Origin of the sequence: Acinetobacter faecalis (assembly GCF_034187745.1) — a bacterium.
In the GTDB taxonomy this organism is placed as follows: Bacteria; Pseudomonadota; Gammaproteobacteria; order Pseudomonadales; family Moraxellaceae; genus Acinetobacter; species Acinetobacter faecalis.
In genome coordinates this window covers 18,801-38,449 of sequence record NZ_JAXHPF010000005.1, presented here as the reverse complement: position 1 = coordinate 38,449, position 19,649 = coordinate 18,801, and the positions used below count along the sequence as shown (strand labels likewise).

General features: G+C 36.3%; 16 protein-coding genes. 5 read left to right on the top strand and 11 right to left on the bottom strand.

Annotation, left to right across the window (positions count from 1 at the left end; translation table 11 throughout):
• Positions 1–16 precede the first annotated feature (16 nt).
• Entirely contained in the window at positions 17–1,480 is a 1,464-nt protein-coding gene (locus tag SKM54_RS06740) for a phospholipase D-like domain-containing protein (protein WP_321094856.1), read from the top strand.
• Positions 1,481–1,562: 82 nt separating this feature from the next.
• Here the strand turns inward: SKM54_RS06740 and SKM54_RS06735 are convergent, their stop codons facing one another.
• Entirely contained in the window at positions 1,563–2,015 is a 453-nt protein-coding gene (locus SKM54_RS06735; RefSeq protein ID WP_171501282.1) for a hypothetical protein, read from the bottom strand.
• 193 nt (positions 2,016–2,208) lie between these two features.
• Here SKM54_RS06735 and SKM54_RS06730 point away from each other — a divergent pair, with 193 nt between their 5' ends.
• Complete coding sequence (locus SKM54_RS06730; protein ID WP_321094854.1) at positions 2,209–2,652, top strand: RcnB family protein; 444 nt, start codon at positions 2,209–2,211, stop codon at positions 2,650–2,652.
• A gap of 36 nt (positions 2,653–2,688) precedes the next feature.
• On the opposite strand, the gene SKM54_RS06725 is transcribed toward SKM54_RS06730, so the two are convergent.
• Positions 2,689–3,186, bottom strand: coding sequence for a phosphate-starvation-inducible protein PsiE (locus SKM54_RS06725; RefSeq protein ID WP_321089427.1), 498 nt, complete (start codon positions 3,184–3,186; stop codon positions 2,689–2,691).
• 163 nt (positions 3,187–3,349) lie between these two features.
• Here SKM54_RS06725 and SKM54_RS06720 point away from each other — a divergent pair, with 163 nt between their 5' ends.
• Positions 3,350–3,532 (top strand): hypothetical protein, encoded by a 183-nt coding sequence (locus tag SKM54_RS06720; protein WP_321091330.1) that lies wholly within the window; start codon positions 3,350–3,352, stop codon positions 3,530–3,532.
• Between the two features lie 62 nt (positions 3,533–3,594).
• Here the strand turns inward: SKM54_RS06720 and SKM54_RS06715 are convergent, their stop codons facing one another.
• The 3 genes from SKM54_RS06715 to SKM54_RS06705 form a co-directional block, all read right to left on the bottom strand.
• Positions 3,595–5,376 (bottom strand): acyl-CoA dehydrogenase C-terminal domain-containing protein, encoded by a 1,782-nt coding sequence (locus SKM54_RS06715; protein ID WP_248101465.1) that lies wholly within the window; start codon positions 5,374–5,376, stop codon positions 3,595–3,597.
• Positions 5,377–5,544: 168 nt separating this feature from the next.
• The gene (locus tag SKM54_RS06710) at positions 5,545–7,347 is read right to left on the bottom strand and encodes an acyl-CoA dehydrogenase C-terminal domain-containing protein (RefSeq protein WP_321089428.1); all 1,803 of its coding nucleotides are present in this window, start codon (positions 7,345–7,347) and stop codon (positions 5,545–5,547) included.
• Positions 7,348–7,659: 312 nt separating this feature from the next.
• Positions 7,660–8,283 carry a hypothetical protein gene (locus SKM54_RS06705; protein WP_321094852.1) on the bottom strand — a complete coding sequence of 208 codons (624 nt, stop codon included), beginning with the start codon at positions 8,281–8,283 and terminating at the stop codon, positions 7,660–7,662.
• Positions 8,284–8,418: 135 nt separating this feature from the next.
• On the opposite strand from SKM54_RS06705, the gene baeS reads away from it, so the two are divergent.
• Together baeS and SKM54_RS06695 are read left to right on the top strand one after the other, a co-directional pair.
• The gene (gene baeS, locus SKM54_RS06700; RefSeq protein ID WP_321094850.1) at positions 8,419–10,077 is read left to right on the top strand and encodes a sensor histidine kinase efflux regulator BaeS; all 1,659 of its coding nucleotides are present in this window, start codon (positions 8,419–8,421) and stop codon (positions 10,075–10,077) included.
• 13 nt (positions 10,078–10,090) lie between these two features.
• On the top strand, positions 10,091–10,777 hold the full coding sequence (locus SKM54_RS06695) for a response regulator (protein ID WP_248101477.1): 687 nt from the start codon (positions 10,091–10,093) through the stop codon (positions 10,775–10,777).
• An 85-nt stretch (positions 10,778–10,862) separates the two neighbouring features.
• Here the strand turns inward: SKM54_RS06695 and SKM54_RS06690 are convergent, their stop codons facing one another.
• From SKM54_RS06690 to SKM54_RS06665, 6 genes are all read right to left on the bottom strand, one after another.
• On the bottom strand, positions 10,863–13,025 hold the full coding sequence (locus SKM54_RS06690; RefSeq protein WP_321087637.1) for a TonB-dependent siderophore receptor: 2,163 nt from the start codon (positions 13,023–13,025) through the stop codon (positions 10,863–10,865).
• Positions 13,026–13,262: 237 nt separating this feature from the next.
• On the bottom strand, positions 13,263–14,708 hold the full coding sequence (locus SKM54_RS06685; RefSeq protein WP_321094848.1) for a protein adenylyltransferase SelO: 1,446 nt from the start codon (positions 14,706–14,708) through the stop codon (positions 13,263–13,265).
• A gap of 211 nt (positions 14,709–14,919) precedes the next feature.
• Positions 14,920–16,086, bottom strand: coding sequence for an acyl-CoA desaturase (locus SKM54_RS06680; RefSeq protein ID WP_321094846.1), 1,167 nt, complete (start codon positions 16,084–16,086; stop codon positions 14,920–14,922).
• A 260-nt stretch (positions 16,087–16,346) separates the two neighbouring features.
• The gene (locus SKM54_RS06675; RefSeq protein WP_321094843.1) at positions 16,347–17,072 is read right to left on the bottom strand and encodes a glycerophosphodiester phosphodiesterase; all 726 of its coding nucleotides are present in this window, start codon (positions 17,070–17,072) and stop codon (positions 16,347–16,349) included.
• 36 nt (positions 17,073–17,108) lie between these two features.
• Complete coding sequence (locus SKM54_RS06670; RefSeq protein WP_321094841.1) at positions 17,109–17,687, bottom strand: cob(I)yrinic acid a,c-diamide adenosyltransferase; 579 nt, start codon at positions 17,685–17,687, stop codon at positions 17,109–17,111.
• 87 nt (positions 17,688–17,774) lie between these two features.
• On the bottom strand, positions 17,775–19,622 hold the full coding sequence (locus SKM54_RS06665) for a TonB-dependent receptor plug domain-containing protein (protein WP_321094839.1): 1,848 nt from the start codon (positions 19,620–19,622) through the stop codon (positions 17,775–17,777).
• Positions 19,623–19,649: the final 27 nt, after the last annotated feature.

Genomic DNA, 19,649 nt, shown 5'->3' with positions numbered 1-19,649 from the left:
GGTTAGGTTTTTTCTTATGCGTATCTTTAAAAAAATTCATCAAAAATTAAATTGGTCTCGTAAGCAATATATTGGGCTTGCATTGGGGTTATTGGCTGTCACATATTTATGTTCGGCAATTTATCATACGTACAAGCCAATACCTGAAGGTTTAAACTTCACAGGAAAATTACGTCATGCCAATGTGCAGTTTTTAGCAGATCAAACCTATATTGATGCCAATGGTAAACAACAGCAAGATCAAAAAATATTTAAAGAAATTCTAAAGCTCATAGACGATGCACAAACCACGATTGTGATAGATATGTTCTTGTTCAATAAAGAAGTAGGTGCATCAAAAGTTCAACAGCAAGATTTAACGCAGCAACTTACCGATGCACTGATTAATAAAAAAATCTTTCATCCAAATATTGAAATTAAGTTTATTACAGATCCAATCAACTCTGTTTATGGTGGAATTTTACCAAATAATTATCGTCAGTTACGCCAAGGAGGAATAGATGTCATTGAAACAGATTTAACACCATTACGTGCATCGAATCCTGTATGGTCAGGTTTGTGGTATATCTGCTGCCAAGGTTTAGGAAACACAACAGAAAGCGGTTGGTTGCCTAATCCATTTGGTGATGAAAAAATTACGTTAAGAAGCTATTTTAATTTATTTAACTTTAAAGCCAATCATAGAAAAACTATTACTGTAGATACCAAAGATGGGTGGAAGACATTAGTCACCTCTATGAATCCACATGATGGGAGTTCGCGTCATTCAAATGTTGCATTAGTTGTTGATGGTAATACTGCAATTGATGTGCTTAAAACAGAACAAACCGTAGTTATGATGTCGAAAGGTGATGTTTCAGGCGTTGTGATTGGTGATTTTGATGGTGATAAAAACTTACCTCAAGTACAAGTTTTAACTGAAAAAGCTATTCTAGATGCAACGTTAAAGACAATTGAATCTGCGAAAAAGAATGAGAACATTGATTTAGCGATGTTTTATTTGTCTAAACGTCAAATTGTGAAAGCTTTAATTACTGCAAAAGAGCGCGGTGTGAATGTTCGTGTTTTATTAGACCCAAATAAAGATGCATTTGGGCGTGAAAAAAATGGTATTCCAAACCGCCAAGTTGCTTCGGAATTAAATGATGCAGGCGTTACTGTTCGTTGGTGTAATACACAAGGCGAGCAGTGCCACAGCAAAATGTTGATTAAATCGAATGCTCAGCAAGCTGAAATAATTTTGGGTTCTGCAAATTTCACGGCACGTAATTTGAAAAATTATAATTTAGAAACTAATTTGCGTGTAGTTGGCTCAAAACAAGCTGATGTCTTTAAAGATGCTCAAGGCTTTTTTAATACAGCTTGGTCTAATTTAGAAGGTCGTAATATGAGTGTTGAATATGCGAAATATGCAGATGAGTCTAAATTTAAATATGGCGTTTACCGCTTTATGGAATGGAGTGGTTGGTCTACTTTTTAATCTGTGCTTTACCTCTCCCTAACCCTCTCCTTTTAGGAGAGGAAATTCCTCCCTTTTTTAAAGGGAGGTCAGGAGGGATTCTTTAAGACTTAGGATTTGGCGGAACAATCGCATCTAAATCTTTATCAGAAATATTATCTAATTCATGTAAATCTGTTTTAATTTTCCACTGAGTTTCATCTTCAATGGGTTTTGGTAAACGAGCTTCTAACCAATCGCAGACAACATCGGGTGGAAAATCTACATGATTACATTGAATAACCCAACATAAAAACTGCTTTGCTTCACCATTCATATAAGGTGGCGGAGATACAGGTAAAAATTGTGTTGGAAGACGTTCATTTTTAGAAATGTAATTTAATACATGTCCAAGTTCTTGTACTGTTTGCCAAGCGAGGTCATGTTCAATATTAATTTGGAACTTAAACCACCAACTGTGTTTTCCATCGGAACCATAAGAGTCGATGAAAGCTTTTTGAACACTTGGTACTTTGCAGAAGAATTCATATAAACGGTCAAAACTTAAATCAGACACAGAGATTTGATCCAATACAAATAAAATAATTTTAGCATAACTCTGTTCATTCTATGGGTTGATATTCATAGAAAACGGAGAGATGTTGAATTACAAAAAATATGTAATTGTTGGTTTTTTCTTCATTTTTTAAATTAAACTATTATTTATAATGAAATAAATTTTAAGAGGGTGTGCAATGAAAAGCATAGGAATGGCTACACTAAGTACTATGGTATTTTTATTTATGCCTTCTTTGGTGCAGGCAAATAGTCCAAAGTGGAATGCTTCCATTGGTGTAAATGTAGGTAATACACATCGACCAAATTATCCACAACAGCCACCACATTATCCACAGCATCATCCAAACTATCCAAACCAAGGTTATCCAAATCATGGATATCCGCCTAATCGTCCATTTCCACCATCAGGTCATGTTCACTCTCATGGTGGCGTTAGTTTGAACTATCAGGCGCCAAGTTATACAACGGTCAATCATCAAACTTATACTTGGGTGAATGGAGATCCAAATGTCGCACAAATTAAAAGTTCGACTAAAATTGTGATTACCAATTGGCGTGAATTAGGTTTACCTGCACCGCCAAGCGGTATGCATTGGATTTATGAAGATGGTCGCTATATTTTAGAGCCAAATTAAAAATAAAAAATCCCGCACATTTGGCGGGATTTTTTATTATGCAAGTTCATCATCTTGTGGGCGCGGAGGATTATCTGAAGTTACTAGTTTTTCGGGATGTTTTTCTCGCATAACAGATGGATAAGTCCAAGATGCATAACGAACAATTAAAATAGCAAAAGAAAGAATTAAAATAGAACCTGTTGTAATCACAAGTCCCATATCTGCTTTGTGATCGTGTTGAATATCTGCAATGAGTAAACGTGTTAAAGCTGTAATAGCAATGTAAATTAAAAAGCGTACAGGCATGTGGTTGGTTTTAAAGTAAATACCTACCATTGCACCTAATTCTAAATAAATGAATAGTAGAAGAATGTCATCAATCGTCGCAAATTGTTTAATGGTTAGAATTTCAAAAACTGTATTTCCCGCAGACCAAATCACCATACAGCCAATTACAAATAGGGCAATGTAGTGAAAGCCTTCTACAGCAAGATTTCCAAAGCGGTCGAGGAGGGTTTCAATTTTTTCAATTTTGGGATTTCGATGTGACATGCATCCTCCTAATATCTGTTCAAGTTATCGTTATTAAAAGATAAGCAAGTTTCATGCACATTTAATGAAATTGAATGACTTTAAAATAATAAAAAATAGTATTTTATTTGAACTAATTTGTTGTAATTTATGTTATGACTAAAGTATTGATAAGGAGAAAGAAATGTTAGATAAGATTCAAACAAAAATTGACACTTTAAGTTCTGGTAAAAAACTAATTTTAGGGACAGGGATTCGTGAAGATGAAATGCAAAAAGTCGTAGAACTTTGTAATGCATTACAAAGTAGTGGTGTGATTAAAATTGTAAATGTGCAGTCATCAACCATTATGATTCAAAAGCTATAAAATATTTCATCATAAAAAAACGCCTGAATAATCAGGCGTTTTTTTTATTGTCTTAAGAAAAATTAAGACTGATTTGTGAAGTAATCTTCACTGAAGTTCATAATGATATCTGAACCTGCTTTAATTTTAGTAATACGAAGTGAAAGTTCAGGCAAAATGCGCTGTGCAAAATAAATCGCAAGCGACAATTTGTTTTGGTAGAACTCGCCATCTTTATCTTTTGCAGCATTTGCAATACGTGCAAACATGTAAGAGAAGCTGAGTAAGCCCACAGCATGTAAGTAATCTACTGCTGCTGAATTCGGGAATTCAGTATTTTCTTTTGCTGCTTCTAAAATGTATTGAGTTACAGCTTCAACTTCTGCTGCTGCATCTAAAGTTGCATCTTTAATAAAGTTTAAGTCTGCGTCTAAATCATTTGCAAAGTCACGAATTTCTTGAACGTATTCGGCAATATATTCACCATTACATTTAATGGTTTTACGACCAATTAAATCTTGTGATTGAACGCCATTTGTTCCTTCGTAAATTTGAGCAATACGTAAATCACGAATACATTGTTCCATACCCCATTCACGAATATAGCCATGACCGCCAAAGCACATTTGAGCATCTAAAGTTGCATTGAAAGCTGTATCTGTTAAGTACGCTTTTGCAATAGGCGTGAGTAGCGCAACACGTTCGTTCGCAGCTTTAACCGCTTCAGGATCTGTTGAAAATTTTGTGATATCAAGTTGTTGACCAACATACACAGCAAATGCACGAGATGCTTCGTTATTTGCACGTGCATTTAATAACATACGACGTACATCACCATGAACGAGAATGCTATCGGCAGGCTTATTTGGTGATTGAGCACCTGACGCACTACGACCTTGTAAACGATCTGTCGCATATTGTGCAGCGTTTTGGTAAGCAAACTCAGAAGCACCTAAACCTTGAATACCCATAGATAAACGTTCGTAGTTCATCATGACGAACATTGCAGCTAAGCCTTCGTTTTCTTTGCCAACAAGATAACCTTTAGCACCATCAAAGTTCATTACACATGTTGCAGAGGCTTTGATCCCCATTTTATGTTCGATAGAACCAGGACCTGCTGCATTACGTTCGCCCAATGAGCCATCTGCATTAACTAAGAATTTAGGCACAATGAATAACGAAATGCCACGTGAACCAGCAGGGGCATCTGGTGTTTTAGCAAGTACAAGGTGAATGATGTTGTCTGCTAAGTCGTGGTCACCACCTGTAATGAAGATTTTTGTACCTGTGATGTTATAAGTACCATCTTCATTGCGTTCAGCTTTAGTTTTAATAATGCCTAAATCTGTACCTGCATGTGGCTCTGTTAAGCACATAGTGCCTGACCATTCACCTGAATAAATTTTTGGTAAATACGTTTCTTTTTGCTCTTGAGATGCGTAGCTACTAAGTGCCATGCCTGCACCAACAGAAAGTAGGGGATACAGCATGAAAGATGGATTTGTTGCAAATAACATTTCATCTGCAAGTACTGTCAGCATTTTAGGCATTTCCTGACCGCCCCATTCAGCGTCAGCAGCTAATCCAATCCAACCACCTTCAGCATATTGTTTGAATGCTTCTTTAAAGCCTGCTGGTGTTTTTACATTGCCATTGCTATATGTTGCACCTTCTTCATCACCTGTGCGGTTTAAAGGTAGAGTTACATTTTGAGCAAATTTTGCCATTTCTTCTAAAATTGCTTCTGCTGTTGCAGCATCAACATGAGTCAGGTTTTCATTGGCTTGCCAGAATTGCTCTGCATTAAATACATCATTTAGGATGAATTTCATATCTGCTAGAGGTGCATTATAAATTGGCATATTGGTCACCCATTTTTTGTCTGTTTTTCAGTATTTTAATCAGTCTAAAGCAAGTTTTTATATCTTGTTAGAAGACCAAAGGATTAATTTTTCATATCTTTTATAAAGAAAAAGGACGGCCAATTCAATGACTGTCCTTTTTCGGAACTGCATTATTTTTGCATGATCTTAGAATGCAAAGTGTTCAGCGTCTAAAGTCATTAGCGGTTCTAAACCACCAGAAATAACATCTACATGTGAACGTACACGCGGAAGTATTTTCTTAAAGTAGAAGCGAGCAGTTGTCACTTTTGCATTGTAGAAGTCTACTTCTGTTGTGCCTGCAGCAAGTTGTTCTTGAGCAACAAGAGCCATGCGAGCCCATAGGTATGCAAGTGTTACATAGCCAGAGAAGTATAGGTAGTCTACCGCAGCAGCACCAACTTCATCTGGGTTTTGCATTGCCTTCGCACCAATTTGCATTGTTAACTCACCCCACTCTTTATTCAGAGCAGCAAGCGGTTCAATAAATTCTCTCATTGCAGCATTGTCTTTGTTTGCTTCAACAAGTTTATGAATAATCTTAGTGAAGTCTTTTAACATTGCACCTTGAGTACCCAATACTTTACGACCTAGCAAATCTAGTGCTTGAATTTCTGTTGTGCCTTCGTATAAGCAGGCAATACGTGTATCACGAACAATTTGTTCCATGCCGTGTTCAGAAATAAAGCCGTGACCACCAAATACTTGAACGCCATGTTTAGCAGATTCTGAACCAATTTCAGTTAAGAATGCTTTTGCAATTGGAGTGAGTAATGACAATAGATTGTCTGCTGCTTTACGTTCTTCTTCAGTTGCACCTTTTTCAGCTGTGTCTGCATACAATGCTAAGTTGTAAACAAGTGCACGTGAGCCTTCAGCAAATGCTTTTTGAGTTAAAAGCATGTTACGAACTGCAGGGTGAACAATAATTGGATCTGCTTCTTTTTCAGGTGCTTTAGGACCAGAAAGTGAACGCATTGCTAAGCGATCTTTCGCATAAGTTAATGCACCTTGGAACGCAGATTCAGATGCAGATAAACCTTGCACAGCAGTACCAATACGTGCAGTGTTCATGAATGTGAACATGCAGTTTAGACCACGGTTTTCAGGTCCAATTAAGAAACCTTTTGCATTATCGAAGTTAATGACACAAGTTGCATTACCATGAATACCCATTTTGTGTTCGATAGAACCACAACGTACAGAATTGCGTTCACCTACAGAACCATCTGCATTTAGGTTGAACTTAGGTACGATAAATAACGAAATACCTTTAGTACCTTTTGGAGCACCTGGTAAACGAGCAAGCACGATATGAACAATGTTATCTGCCATGTCGTGTTCACCAGCAGAAATAAAGATTTTCTCACCAGTAATTGCATAGCTGCCATCGGCTTGTGGTTCGGCTTTTGTGCGAATAATACCTAAGTCAGAACCTGCATGAGATTCTGTTAAGCACATTGTGCCTGTCCATTCACCTGAAACAAGTTTAGGAAGATAAGCATCTTTTTGTTCTGTAGAGCCATGGTGTTCTAAAGTACGAACAGCACCATGAGAAAGACCAGGGTACATACCCCATGCCCAGTTAGATGTACCCACCATTTCAGAAATGATGATACCTAAAGAGTTTGGTAGTGCTTGACCGCCGTATTGTTCTTCAGCCGCAAGTGACGGGAAGCCAAGTTCTACATATTTTTGATATGCTTCTTTAAAGCCTGTAGGTGTTGTAACAACGCCATCATTCCAAGTACAACCTTCACGGTCGCCCACTTGGTTTAAAGGAGACAGTTCATTTTCACAGAAATCTGCAGCGGCTTCTAAGTATTGATCAACCAATTCGCGGCTAACGCTTTCTTGGAATGCAGGAAGAGTTGCATAATGTTGTTCAGCGTTTAATAACTCATGCAAAACGAATTGCATGTCACGTAGGGGCGCTTTGTATTGTGGCATATCGGTTTCCTCAATACTGGTTCAAACCAGCGTTATAATCCAGATAACATTTTAAACGAGTCTTCATTGACACGTATTTGAATAGCTTAATCCTGCTACATCTTAGATTAAGGTACAAGTATTTCTTTGAATAATCATAGTGACTGTTAAGTCAAAAAAAATATTTTAAATTTCTGTAAGTATTTAGAGTCTATAGATTTTTATATGCATTTTTATGACATTAAAAGTCAATTGTGCTCAAAAGTGATAGTGAATAAAAAAGGCGCAATAATGCGCCTTTAATATCAATATGTTAGTAAAAAAACAAATTTATTATTTTGTAGGATTTACTTGTTGAGTTGGTTTAGTCGGTTGAAAACGTACTTCGCATTTGCCATCTACCGTTTGTGAACCAGCTTTAATTTGAACAGCTTTGCCGTCTTTTTGACCTTGGCAAGCTTTTGCAATTGCTTGTTGGCGTGCTTGTTTTTCAGCTAAACGTTGATCGAACTTTTTCACTAACTCTACACGCTGTGCATCTGTTAATGCTTCACCACGTTTAAATTCACCTTGAGGAATATTGCCATGCATAGGGCGATGTTCTTGGCGCATTTTTTTATCTAATTGCTTATCTAATTTCTTATGTTCAGGTTTGAAGGTCATTACGCATGTACCATCAATAGATTTTTCACCTGCTTTAATTTGAACAGTACTTCCAGCCGATTTATTATCACAAGCTTTATGAATTTGTTGCATTGTTTCACGATGTTCTGCACGTGATTTTTTAAATGCTTCACGCTGCTCTGGTGACATTTTACGGTCATACTTGCCATGATGTTCTTTCATCATGCGTGGATGGTTTTTATCTTGCGTATTTGCTGTAGATTGACATGCAGTTAATGCTCCCATACTTAAAATACTTGCACCAACTAAAGCCATTTTTGTCATGTTATTCATTGTTTTAATCGCCTTAAAGAAGAAGTAAATTCGATTGTTAAAGATTAAATAATAATGATGAAGAAACAATGGAGAGTTTTTTGAGTCAGTGTTGGTTACAATGTGAAATATAGAAGAAAAAATAGAGATTTGCTCTTGAAGATTCGCCGTTTCCCCATAGCCTTACGTTTATTTCTAACTGTGCTTTTAACCACAGTAGTTATTACGACTGTAAGTTTAGGGGTTTTACACTGGACTATGCAGAAGAACTTTGCCAAATATGTGGCAGATGTTGAAATGCAAAAGTTAGATCATTTGATTCATAACTTGGCAGATGTATATGGCGAATATCAAGATTGGGGGAATGCCATTCAAGCGCAAATGCTTCAAATAGAAGGTGAAGCTGCACCAGATGATTACGATAAATTGTCACATTGGTGGCTGAGACGTCAGTATGATATTGCATTACAACAACGTTATTTTGAAGAACACACCATTATTAACTCCTCAAATATGGCTAAAATTGTTCAAAATACGCCTGCATTAAGTGAAGAAGAGTTAAGTATTCTGAAGCTGAATTTACCTTCAGAATTTCAGCCTTTTGAAGGCTTAAGATTTCCGTTAAGTTCTAACCAAAATTTAGCAAGAATTGCCCAAAATAATAAGGCTACTGACTCACAGCAATCAGAGAATACGACCAATAAAAAGCAATTTATTTCGATGCCTGACCGTTTAGGTTTAAGTTCACGATTGTCTTTATATGATGCTGAACAACAATTTATTGTGGGTGAACAATCGGATGATCAAATGTCTTTTCGTCCAATTTTAGTCAATTCTAAAGTTGTGGGATATTTAGGTTTAAAACCTGTTTTAGACCAAGATGATGCATCAAGTATTAATTTCTTTAGTAATCAAAAACGTTATTTATTATTGGTATATGGCCTGACAATTTTCGTGAGTTTAATTGCATCTTTATTGCTTGCAACCTACTTTAGAAAACCAATTCAACGACTTTTAAATGGTACGCGTGAGTTAACCAAAGGTAATTATCAGCACCAAGTTACAGTAAACCGTAATGATGAATTGGGTGATTTATCGAATAAGCTGAATCAGTTAGCGATTATGTTGGATCAGCATGAAACATCACGCCGTCAATGGGTTGCAGATACATCTCATGAGCTAAAAACGCCTTTAGCTGTGCTTCAGGCGCAAATTGAAGCAATGCAAGATGGCATTCGAAAGCCAACGCCTGAACATTTTAATTCAATGTTGAATCAGGTGAGTAGTTTGAAAAAACTCACACAAGATTTAGCAGATTTAGCTCAAGCAGAGGCAATGCAACTTAAATGTTATATGGCAACTGTAAATCCTTGGGCTGTTATTGAACAAGAAATTGAAAACTTTAGGCCTAAGTTTGAGCAAGCAAATTTAACCATTACTGCAACAGGTGAAGGTGCAGATTTACAATTAGATATAGATCGCTTTAAGCAAATTGTGGTGAACTTATTGGGCAATAGCATTCGCTATACAGAAGCAGGCGGAAAAGTTCATGTACATACTGAACAGTCTGCAATGCAATGGACTGTGTATGTAGATGACAGCCCATTAGGTTTAAGTGATGAACAATTGGCAAATTTAGGTCAAAGATTTTACCGTGTGGACGATTCTAGAACTCGTGCGACAGGTGGAACAGGTTTAGGATTAGCTTTATCGGCTAAGATTACTCAAGCGATGGGTGGTGAATTAAGCTTTGATCATTCACCATTAGGTGGTTTGCGTTGCAAATTAACCTTCCCGAAACAAATGAAACAATAAAAGGAAAGCATGCATGAAACATATCATGTTGGTGGAAGATGAAGTTGAACTTGCACAGTTAGTACGTGATTATTTAGAAGCTGCAGGCCTTGAGGTCAGCATGTTTCACGATGGTCAGGAAGCGTATGATAGCTTTATGCAACGTAAGCCAAGCTTAATGATTTTAGATTTGATGGTACCACGTATGGATGGTTTAACCATTTGCCGTAAAGTACGTGAACAATCTGATATTCCAATTATTATGGTAACCGCACGTACAGAAGAAATTGATCGTGTGCTTGGTTTAAACATGGGTGCAGATGACTACGTATGTAAGCCATTTAGTCCTAAAGAATTGGTTGCGCGTGTGCAAGCTGTTTTACGTCGTTTGGAGCGTAAAGCTGAGCCTGAAAGCAACGATTTATTCCGCATAGATAAAGCACAACAGCGTATTTGGTATCAACAAAAGTCTTTGAGCTTAACGCCTACAGAGTTCCGTCTGCTTGAGCTATTTTTAGAGCATGTAGGGCATGTATATTCACGTGCACAATTGCTTGATCATATTAATCCTGACAGTTTTGATGTTGCAGACCGTGTGATTGATAGCCACATTAAAAACTTGCGCCGTAAAATTTCAGATGCTGCTGAAACAGGTAATAGACATGAATGGATTCAAGCTGTTTATGGTGTGGGTTACCGTTTTGAATATCCTGAAGATTAATAGTTTTTAGCTAGTTCTCTAAAGCGAATAAGTAGAAACTTATTCGCTTTTTTGTTGATTAAATTTAAATATTTTCTGTTAGAAATTAAAACTTAAAGCTAGATGAAAACAGTAAAGTTCGAGGTTCACCTAGGTTAATGTCATTCGCCCAATAGTGTTTATTAAAGGCATTATTTAAGTTAGCACGTAAAGTTACAGGTACATCTTTAAGTTGAGTTTGATAACGTGCACCTATATTAAATAAAGTATAGGCAGGTAAAACGTCAGTATTTTCTTTATCTGTGAAGCTTTTACCTGTGTAAGTTACACCTGCATTTACAGATAAGTTTTCAATTTGTGGTAGGTTGTATTCAACATAAAATTTGAACATTTCTTTGGCGACAATAGGCGGACGTTTACCTTCAAGTTCAGGCTTGTTTTTCTGTTGTTTAATTTTAGGATCTAAATAAGTATATCCACCCACAACAGAGAACCGATCGGTTAATTTTCCTGTTGCTGTAAACTCAATACCTTGATGGACTTGTCGTCCATTTTGAGCATAAATAGCATGTGTATCATCAATATTTTGGCTATATTCAAGTGCTTTATCAATTTTGAAAATTGCTGTATTTAAAGCAAGTTGATCGTTGAAATCGTATTTTAGACCAAATTCAATTTGCTTACTTTTGATTGGATCAAACTGTTGTCCTGCATTAATAACCACATGAGAACCTGACGTATCGGGCGCAATTCCACCATTTTCTAAAGACTCAATATAAGTTGCATAGGTGGTAATATTATCTTGTGGTTTATAAATAAGAGAGAGATTTGGCGTAAATACAGATTGTTCAGTCTCTTTTAATTTATTCTGAATTTTGACATAAGCACCACCAATTAAAGCAGACCATTGATCATTGAACGTTAGATCATCACCAATAAGCCAACTTTCAGTTTTTGTATCTGCGCTACTTTTATATGCTCCACGGTCTAGCATCTCACCTTCAGGTTTGGGGAAATAACTAGGTGAAGATGTATTTAAATTTTCATAGATAATTTCTTTCGCATCTTTTTTAAAGCGCTTTTGAGTCGTATTCGCAGTTTGATAACCAAATGTTAATTTATGAACAATGTTTGCAGTATTAAATTGATAGTCTAAATAAGTTGATGTGCGCTTATCAAACTGTTGGCTTGTACGTCGGTTCATACCATTGGCATAAATACGTGGAATAGTTTGATGATAAGTGCCATCTGTATTGACCTTATTTACACCAAGTTGAGTTGCACGGTCACTTTGGCTTTCTAGATAATTCATTCGAAGTGTGAGTTGATCATTGGCTTGCCAATTTAAATGCGCGCCATAGCGTTCGGTTTTGTATTCGCTATTTGTCCAATCTTGGCTCCAAGACATATCATTGCGTAAGTTTTTTGCTGAAATACGTTGCACATTTTTACCTGAAAAATCCCAATCGGCAGATTTTCCATCAATATTAAAATCACGATACATTGCATCGAGTTGTAAAGTTAGTTGATCGGTTGGTTGCCAGTCGAGAGCAAGGCTAACAAATTTTTTGTCGATGTTTTGGTTTTTAATTTGAGTTTCACCATCTTGCTTCATGGCATTTAGGCGATAACCAAATTTATTTTCTTCATCAAATTTTCCTGAAAAATCTCCACCAATGTACCAATTTTTTCCGCCTGTTGATCCTAAAGTAATTTCATTCAGTGGCTCAATTGTAGAACGTTTGCTTATAAAATTTGTCATTCCACCTACATTTGCAGGACCATATAAAAAGCCAGATAGACCATTAAAGAATTCTACTTTTTCTGTATCTTCAATAGTTGTGCCATGTCCAAATTGGTCGCCCAATAAACCATCTCTAAAACTTGTTGCTACACGAAAGCCACGTAAAAAAACCATGGGTTGGTCGTTGGCATATTGTGGTGTATGCAATTGCATGAGGGGATTCATTCGGTAGATTTCATCTGTGCTTGAATTGGCTTGCACATTTTTAATTAAATCTTGTGAATAAACTTGAATAGAGTAGGGCAAATCTTGCAGTTTTCGACCTTGCCAAGGACCTATATGTGATACTTGATTGGTTTTATAGCCTTGTGCTGCTGTGCCTGAATCTTCAGTTGCTGTAAAGCTTAAAGTTGAAAGTGTTTGAGATTCTTGCTCTGCATGTAGAGAACTACTTAATAAAATCAAACTTGTTGTATACAAGCATAAGTAATAATTATTCAGTTTTAATATGTGATTTGAGTTCATTAAATTACCAAAAGTGCGAAACTAATCGTTTAAATTTCGCGAATGATAATCTTTATTATTTGATAATTGCTTTTATTTTACACAAAATATCAATAACTCAACCAAAGAGTAAAAAAGTTTTGTTTGTTTTACATGAGTTTATTTGTGAATTAGGGTAAAAGTTTAGTGAAAATTCGACAATATTAAGTTGTGGATAACGGTTAAATTATCCACAAGAGTTTTGTCAATAAATATGAATTAAGAAGAGCAGCTCACCATCACTTCAGGTACATCACTCGGCAGCGGTGCTAAATCTTCAGGCTTTTCTAAATTTATTTGTTTTGTGAATGGCTGACTGAGTAATTCAAACAAGCGCTCGACTTCTGAAAAATTGTTGCGTTCCGCAAGTTCAATTGCTTTTTGAGCCATGTGATTACGTAAAATATAATGTGGATTGATCTTTTGCATTTCTGCATCTAGTTCAGTCAAATCCTGCCCATTTCGAATTGCTTGATATTGCGCTAAAAAGTTCTCAAATTGGAAACGATCTAAACAATCATCTTTTAAAACTTCATATTCTTTGTTTTGTAAGCGAATAAAACTTTGTGTGTAATCGAGTTGCTCACTTTGCAAAATTCGTAGGAATGCCATCGCGCAATCAAAACTATCTTTATGGAAACTTGGTAAGCCCATCTTTTGACTTAAACCATGTTTGTAGTGCTCTAAAAAAGTTGGTTCGAAATGCTCCAAACATTGTGCGAGAGCATCTTTCCATTGTTCTTTTTCATATTCAGCAGGGCAAAGTGGAACTAAATTATTCAGCCATTGCCATAAATTCCAGTGTCCAATACTTGGTTGTTGCTGATAGGTATAACGTGCTTTGTAATCGCTATGATTGTTAATCCAATTGGGGCGAAAACGCTCCATAAAACCATAAGGACCAAAATCTAAAGTTGAACCTGTAATATTAAGATTATCTGTATTCATAACGCCATGTGCAAAGCCCACAAGTTGCCAATGTGAAATCATAATTGCAGTGCGCTGAATGACTTTTGTTGCAAAAGCTAAAATGGGTTGATCTGCTTCAAGGCATTCTGGGTAGTGCCATTCAATACATTTTTGCGTAAATTCAGGAAGTAAATCTGCTTGATACTGATTGATCCATTCGAAATGTCCAAGACGAATATGACAATCTGAAGTGCGAAGCATCATTGCACCAAGTTCTAATTTCTCACGTTGCACACCTTGAGTTGAAGATGTAAAACCAACCGAGTTACTAGATGGAACACCTAAAGAATTAAGTGCATGTCCCGCTAAATATTCACGAATAACAGAACGTAAAACAGCACGACCATCCCCCATTCTTGAATATGGCGTAGAACCTGCACCTTTTAAATGTAAGTCTATTGTTTGATTATTTTTATCTAGAATTTGTGCAATCAGTAAACCTCGACCATCGCCAAGTTGTCCCGCCCATTGTCCAAATTGATGACCTGCATACACCATTGCAAGTGGTTTAAACTCTTGAAAAGTTTTTTGCCCGCTGCAAATCTCTACCCAATTGTTTTTATCATCTTCCGACCAATTTAATTCATTGGCTAAATTTTCATTAAAATGTCCTGCCTTAGCACCTTGTAAGGGCGAAGGTTGTTGCTGATGATAAAGTTTAGGGCTTAGAGAAGGGTAGCGCGAGTTAAATTGCATAAGACAAATATCTTTAAAGTTTCTAAGATCAATATAACAAACTTAGTAAATATTTTATAAAAAGCTTTTAATGTTAAATTACGATTTATTTAGAGATTAAGAAATTTATTTTCAGTTTCATTTTAAGAACCATCATAGGAATTTAAAGTAATTATACTTTTCGTAAGCAATAAAAAAGCCCCAAGAGAGGAGCTTTTTTATTGCATTAAATTTAGTTTGAAGCAGGGTTCTTTTTCAAATTACGTACAAGTAAATTAAGAGCTGCACGATGATGAGAAAGACGCTGTTCTACCAATTGGAATTCAACTTTTAATTTGTCATCCATTTGGTGGATTTTTTCAGTTACAGATGCTTTTTTAGTTTGAATTTCAAGTTCTTTCAATTTTGCCCAATCGTTTAGGGTTTGAGAGAAAGCATCATATTCTTGAGCAATACGACTTTTAACTGTCGAAATATCTTCAGTAACGTTATGTCCATACACAGCTAAGTCTTGTTCAGCATATTTAAATTTCATCGCCAATTCTGCTTTTTTAATATTGAAGCTAGGAATACGACGTAAATTTTTTGCTAAACCAAGTTTAGAGCAAGACCAAATTAACCATTTTGTCGGGTCATATTGCCACCATTTCACGCCATTACGGTAATCGTATTGGAAGATATGATGGTAGTTATGATAGCCTTCGCCCCAAGTTGCAATTGCTAACCAGAAGTTATCACGCGCAGTATTTTCGTCTGTATAAGGACGTTTGCCCCACATGTGACATAAAGAGTTAATAAAGAACGTTACGTGATGACTAAGGATTAAACGCATTAATCCACCAAGTAATAATACACCCCACATATCGCCAGTTGCCCAACCGATAGGTAGTAAAATAGCTGCATGAACAGCAATTACTAAAGGAATGTAGTATTTGTCTTGGAACATCACAACTTTGTCTTTTAACAAGTCTGGTGCATTTTTATAGTTTGCTTCAGCAGCAGGATAGTTACGAAGCATCCAACCCATATGCGCATACCAAAAACCGTTATTAATAGAGTATGGATCTTGATCGATATCATCTACATGACGGTGATGCGTACGGTGACCTGATGCCCAAAACAAAATACTATTTTGAACAGCAAAAGTTCCCATCAGCATTAAAATAATTTTTAAAGGCAAAGTCGCTTCATAAGCACGATGTGCCCAAAGACGGTGATAGCCTGCAGTAATACCAAGACTACTGACACCTAGCAAAACAAACATACTCACCCAAGCGCTTACGCTGAAATCGTGCTGAAATGCGTAAAGTGGGATAGCGATTATCGCAACAATAGGTAAAAACACCAATGCAAAAACTGCAATCCAGTTGATTGGGGCTTTTGGTAGGGGAGCATTCATCTCCAACAGTACTCCTAGAACCTTTGCAGGTTATAAAACTAGCCTTAGCTTCTTATAAAAATAAGCTGTAATTCTTTGCATCTTAGCATGGTTTTAAAAAGATGCACCATAATTATTGTACAGTTGTATTGTGTTAAGTTGATACAAAAATAACCAGAGGAATGATTGGTTTTATCGAAGTTTAAAAAAGCTTTCAAATAAATTAACGATTTTCGAAAACCAATGAAAACACTTGGAAATAAAGGCTCTAAGTCAATTGCTTATGTTTTTTGGTGAAGTGCTTTTAGCATTTCTTTTGGATAATCGGTGATTAAACCATTAATACCTAAGTGACGTAATTCTTGGGCGCGTTTAACATCATTTACCGTCCAAACACTAATCGCTAAATTGGCTTCTTGTGTCGCAGAAATCATCTCATTTGTGGCAAGTTGATTCATCCAACCAATTTGGCAGCATCCAAGTTCTAAAGCCTGATCAATTGCACGATGTTTAATGTCATCTTCAATGAGTAAACCATGCTTAAAAGAAGATTTTTGATGATTGAGTGCTTGATGAATTTTGGTGTCAAAACTTGTAATAACAGCAGAATGTTCAAATCCGATAAGTTGCTGTTGTAATATTTCTACCAACTTATTTGCATCATATTCAGAATTGACCGCTTTGACTTCAACTTCAATGTGATCAAAATTGTGAATGATTTTGAGGGTATGGTCGAGCAATGGAGTAGCTTCAAAAGCATTCCAATTGTCCCATGTGTGAGATTGGTCATAGTTGCATAAATCACCCGATGTACATTCATAGAGTGATTTATTTTGTCCCGTTGTGCGAATCATTTGGTCATCATGCATGATGATGAGTGCATCATCTTTGAGTTGTCGAACATCAAATTCCACCGCACGAATACCTAAATCTTGAATATATTGAAACCCGCCTAAAGTATTTTCAGGTGCTTCACCACGTGCGCCACGATGTCCAATAATTCGCATAGGATTTTTCTCAAAGCGTTTAATTGAATTATACGCTTAAATTGTTTCGTTAATATTTTTTTGCCAAAGCACTTCAGTACCACCTTCAGCACGTTGTAATGCACGAGATGCCACAAATAACCAATCTGATAATCGGTTTAATAATTGCAAAGAGGGTGCTTGAATGTTTTTATCACGAGAGTGAACAGCCATTAATCTGCGTTCTGCACGACGGCAAACAGCACGCGCTTGGTGTGCATAACTGCATGCCAATGAACCTGACGGTAAAATAAAATCTTTTAACATTGGGAGATCTTCATTTAAACGGTCAATTTCATTTTCTAAGTATTCAATGGCAACGGGTTGAACCAAGTTAAAGTTTGGAATGCAAACTTCGCCACCTAAGTCGAAAAGCCAGTGTTGAATAAGGCTTAAAGATTTATCCCAAGTTGCTTTGTCTTCAATTGTACTTACAGCAATTTGTGAGCGTAATACACCAATACTTGAGTTGAGTTCATCTACATCGCCTAATGCTTCAATTCGTAGGTCATCTTTTGAAACGCGTGAACCATCTCCTAGTCCTGTTGTTCCTGAGTCACCTGTGCGGGTGTAAATTTTGCTTAAACGGTGTCCCATGATTGTTCCTTTAAATGTTTGAAATAGGGGAAGAATAAAAAAGGATAATGCCTTTAGACATTATCCTTAGTTTTTACTATCTGTACATTAGTATTTGAAAGTCACACCAACAGAAGCTTGGCGACCACCGTTGATGTAATAAATACCATTCCCACTAGAGTATTCAGTTTCATATTGAACATCACCAATATTTTCAATATTAGTGAATAGTTTAATATTGGGGTTTATATTCCAGTAAGCATTTACATCGATTGTTGCATAACCCGGGTTATTGTATTGAGTGCTATAACTTTTAGACTTAGAGCTACCAACTATAGAAGTGCTAATTCCATAAACCTCATTTTGTAAGCCTGCTGATAGTGTTGCTTTTTGACGAGGGCGCTTTTGCAAATCTTCATTTGTTTCTGCATTTTTTGCTTGTACATAAGCATATGAAGCATTTAAGAATAAATCATTTGCACTCCATTTATAAGAAACTTCACCACCTGTAAATTCAGATTTATTTACATTAATTAAAGTGTTGTTTTTTGAAGTAATCAGATTGTCTACTTCATTACGATATACAGATAAAGAAATTACAGAGTTTTCAGTAACTTTCTGATCTAAACCAACTTCATATGAAAAGCCTTCTTCAGGTTTTAGGTTTGGGTTGCCACCCCAATTTTTTGCATATAAATCATTCATACTTGGTGCTCTAAATGAGCTACCAATATTGGTATAGATACTTGTAGATGGGCTAAAGTGATATCTTACAGCCCCTTGACCAACGGTATGTGAGCCGAAACGTTCATCATCTTCTAAGCGAATGCCAAATTGCGTATCGATATTATTTACTTGGTATTGATGTTGAGCAAAATAGCCTGTGCTGTTGTTTTTACGACTGTATTCAACATCGTACATAGGATCCCAATCACTTTTAGATAAAATATCTGCTTCAATATTTTTATGAGTTACTCCCATTAGAATATTTTGAGAAGGTGTGAATTGCCATTTTCCATAAACTTCAGCTTCTTTAGAGGTATTGTGAACAAAGTCAGGCTTGTCCATTTGATCTAAATCATCTTTAAACTGTGATAAACGGGCATTTAATTCAAGATCTGATGTGATTTTAACCTTACCCTTTAAGTTCACAATTTCATTTTGAAAATCTTGTGAAACTAAATTGCCGTTTAAGTTGTAAGCACCATTTCCTTCATTTTGGCTGTAATCTAAAGATGCGGAAAAAGCTTCTTTGTCGACACCAAATTTTGCGCTGTATCCTTTTTGATCATATGCATATTTTTGATTACTGTTGCTTAATACTTCAGTGCCATCAGATTCTAAACGTTGACCGCGAATTTGTGCATACAAACCATTTTCAGCAAAGTCGGCACCTACAATTGATTTATAAGTTTTATTTTCACCAATTTCGCCTGTAACAAATGCACCTGTTTTTACCGGTGTTTTAGATACAAGTTGTATTACACCACCAATAGCATCAGTACCATAAAGTACAGATGCCGGTCCTTTAAGAACTTCAATTTGCTTCAGGTCTGTTGTGTCAATAAATTGAATTGATGCTGAACCCTGAGAAGGTGTATTTAAACGAACACCATCACGCATGACTAAAGTATGATCAGACTCAGTTCCACGTAAAAAAATAGAAGCTTGCTGTCCATATCCGCCAGTCTGAACCATATTGATTGATGCATCATTAATTAATAAGTACGGTAAAGATGCAATAGGGGATTGATCTAAAACTTTAGGCTCAATAATTGAAATACGCGCAGGCACATTTTCAATATTTTGTTCACTACGAGAAGCTGTAACCACAATCGTGCTTAAAGAAGATTTTGCAGAAGTTTGAGCTTCAGTCGTTGCTGATACAGACGTTGAAAAACCCATCGCAATAGCGATTGCACCCACAAGGGCAGTAGGTTGAAAAAGTGTAGACATGATTGATGCGCTCCATACATTCACCCC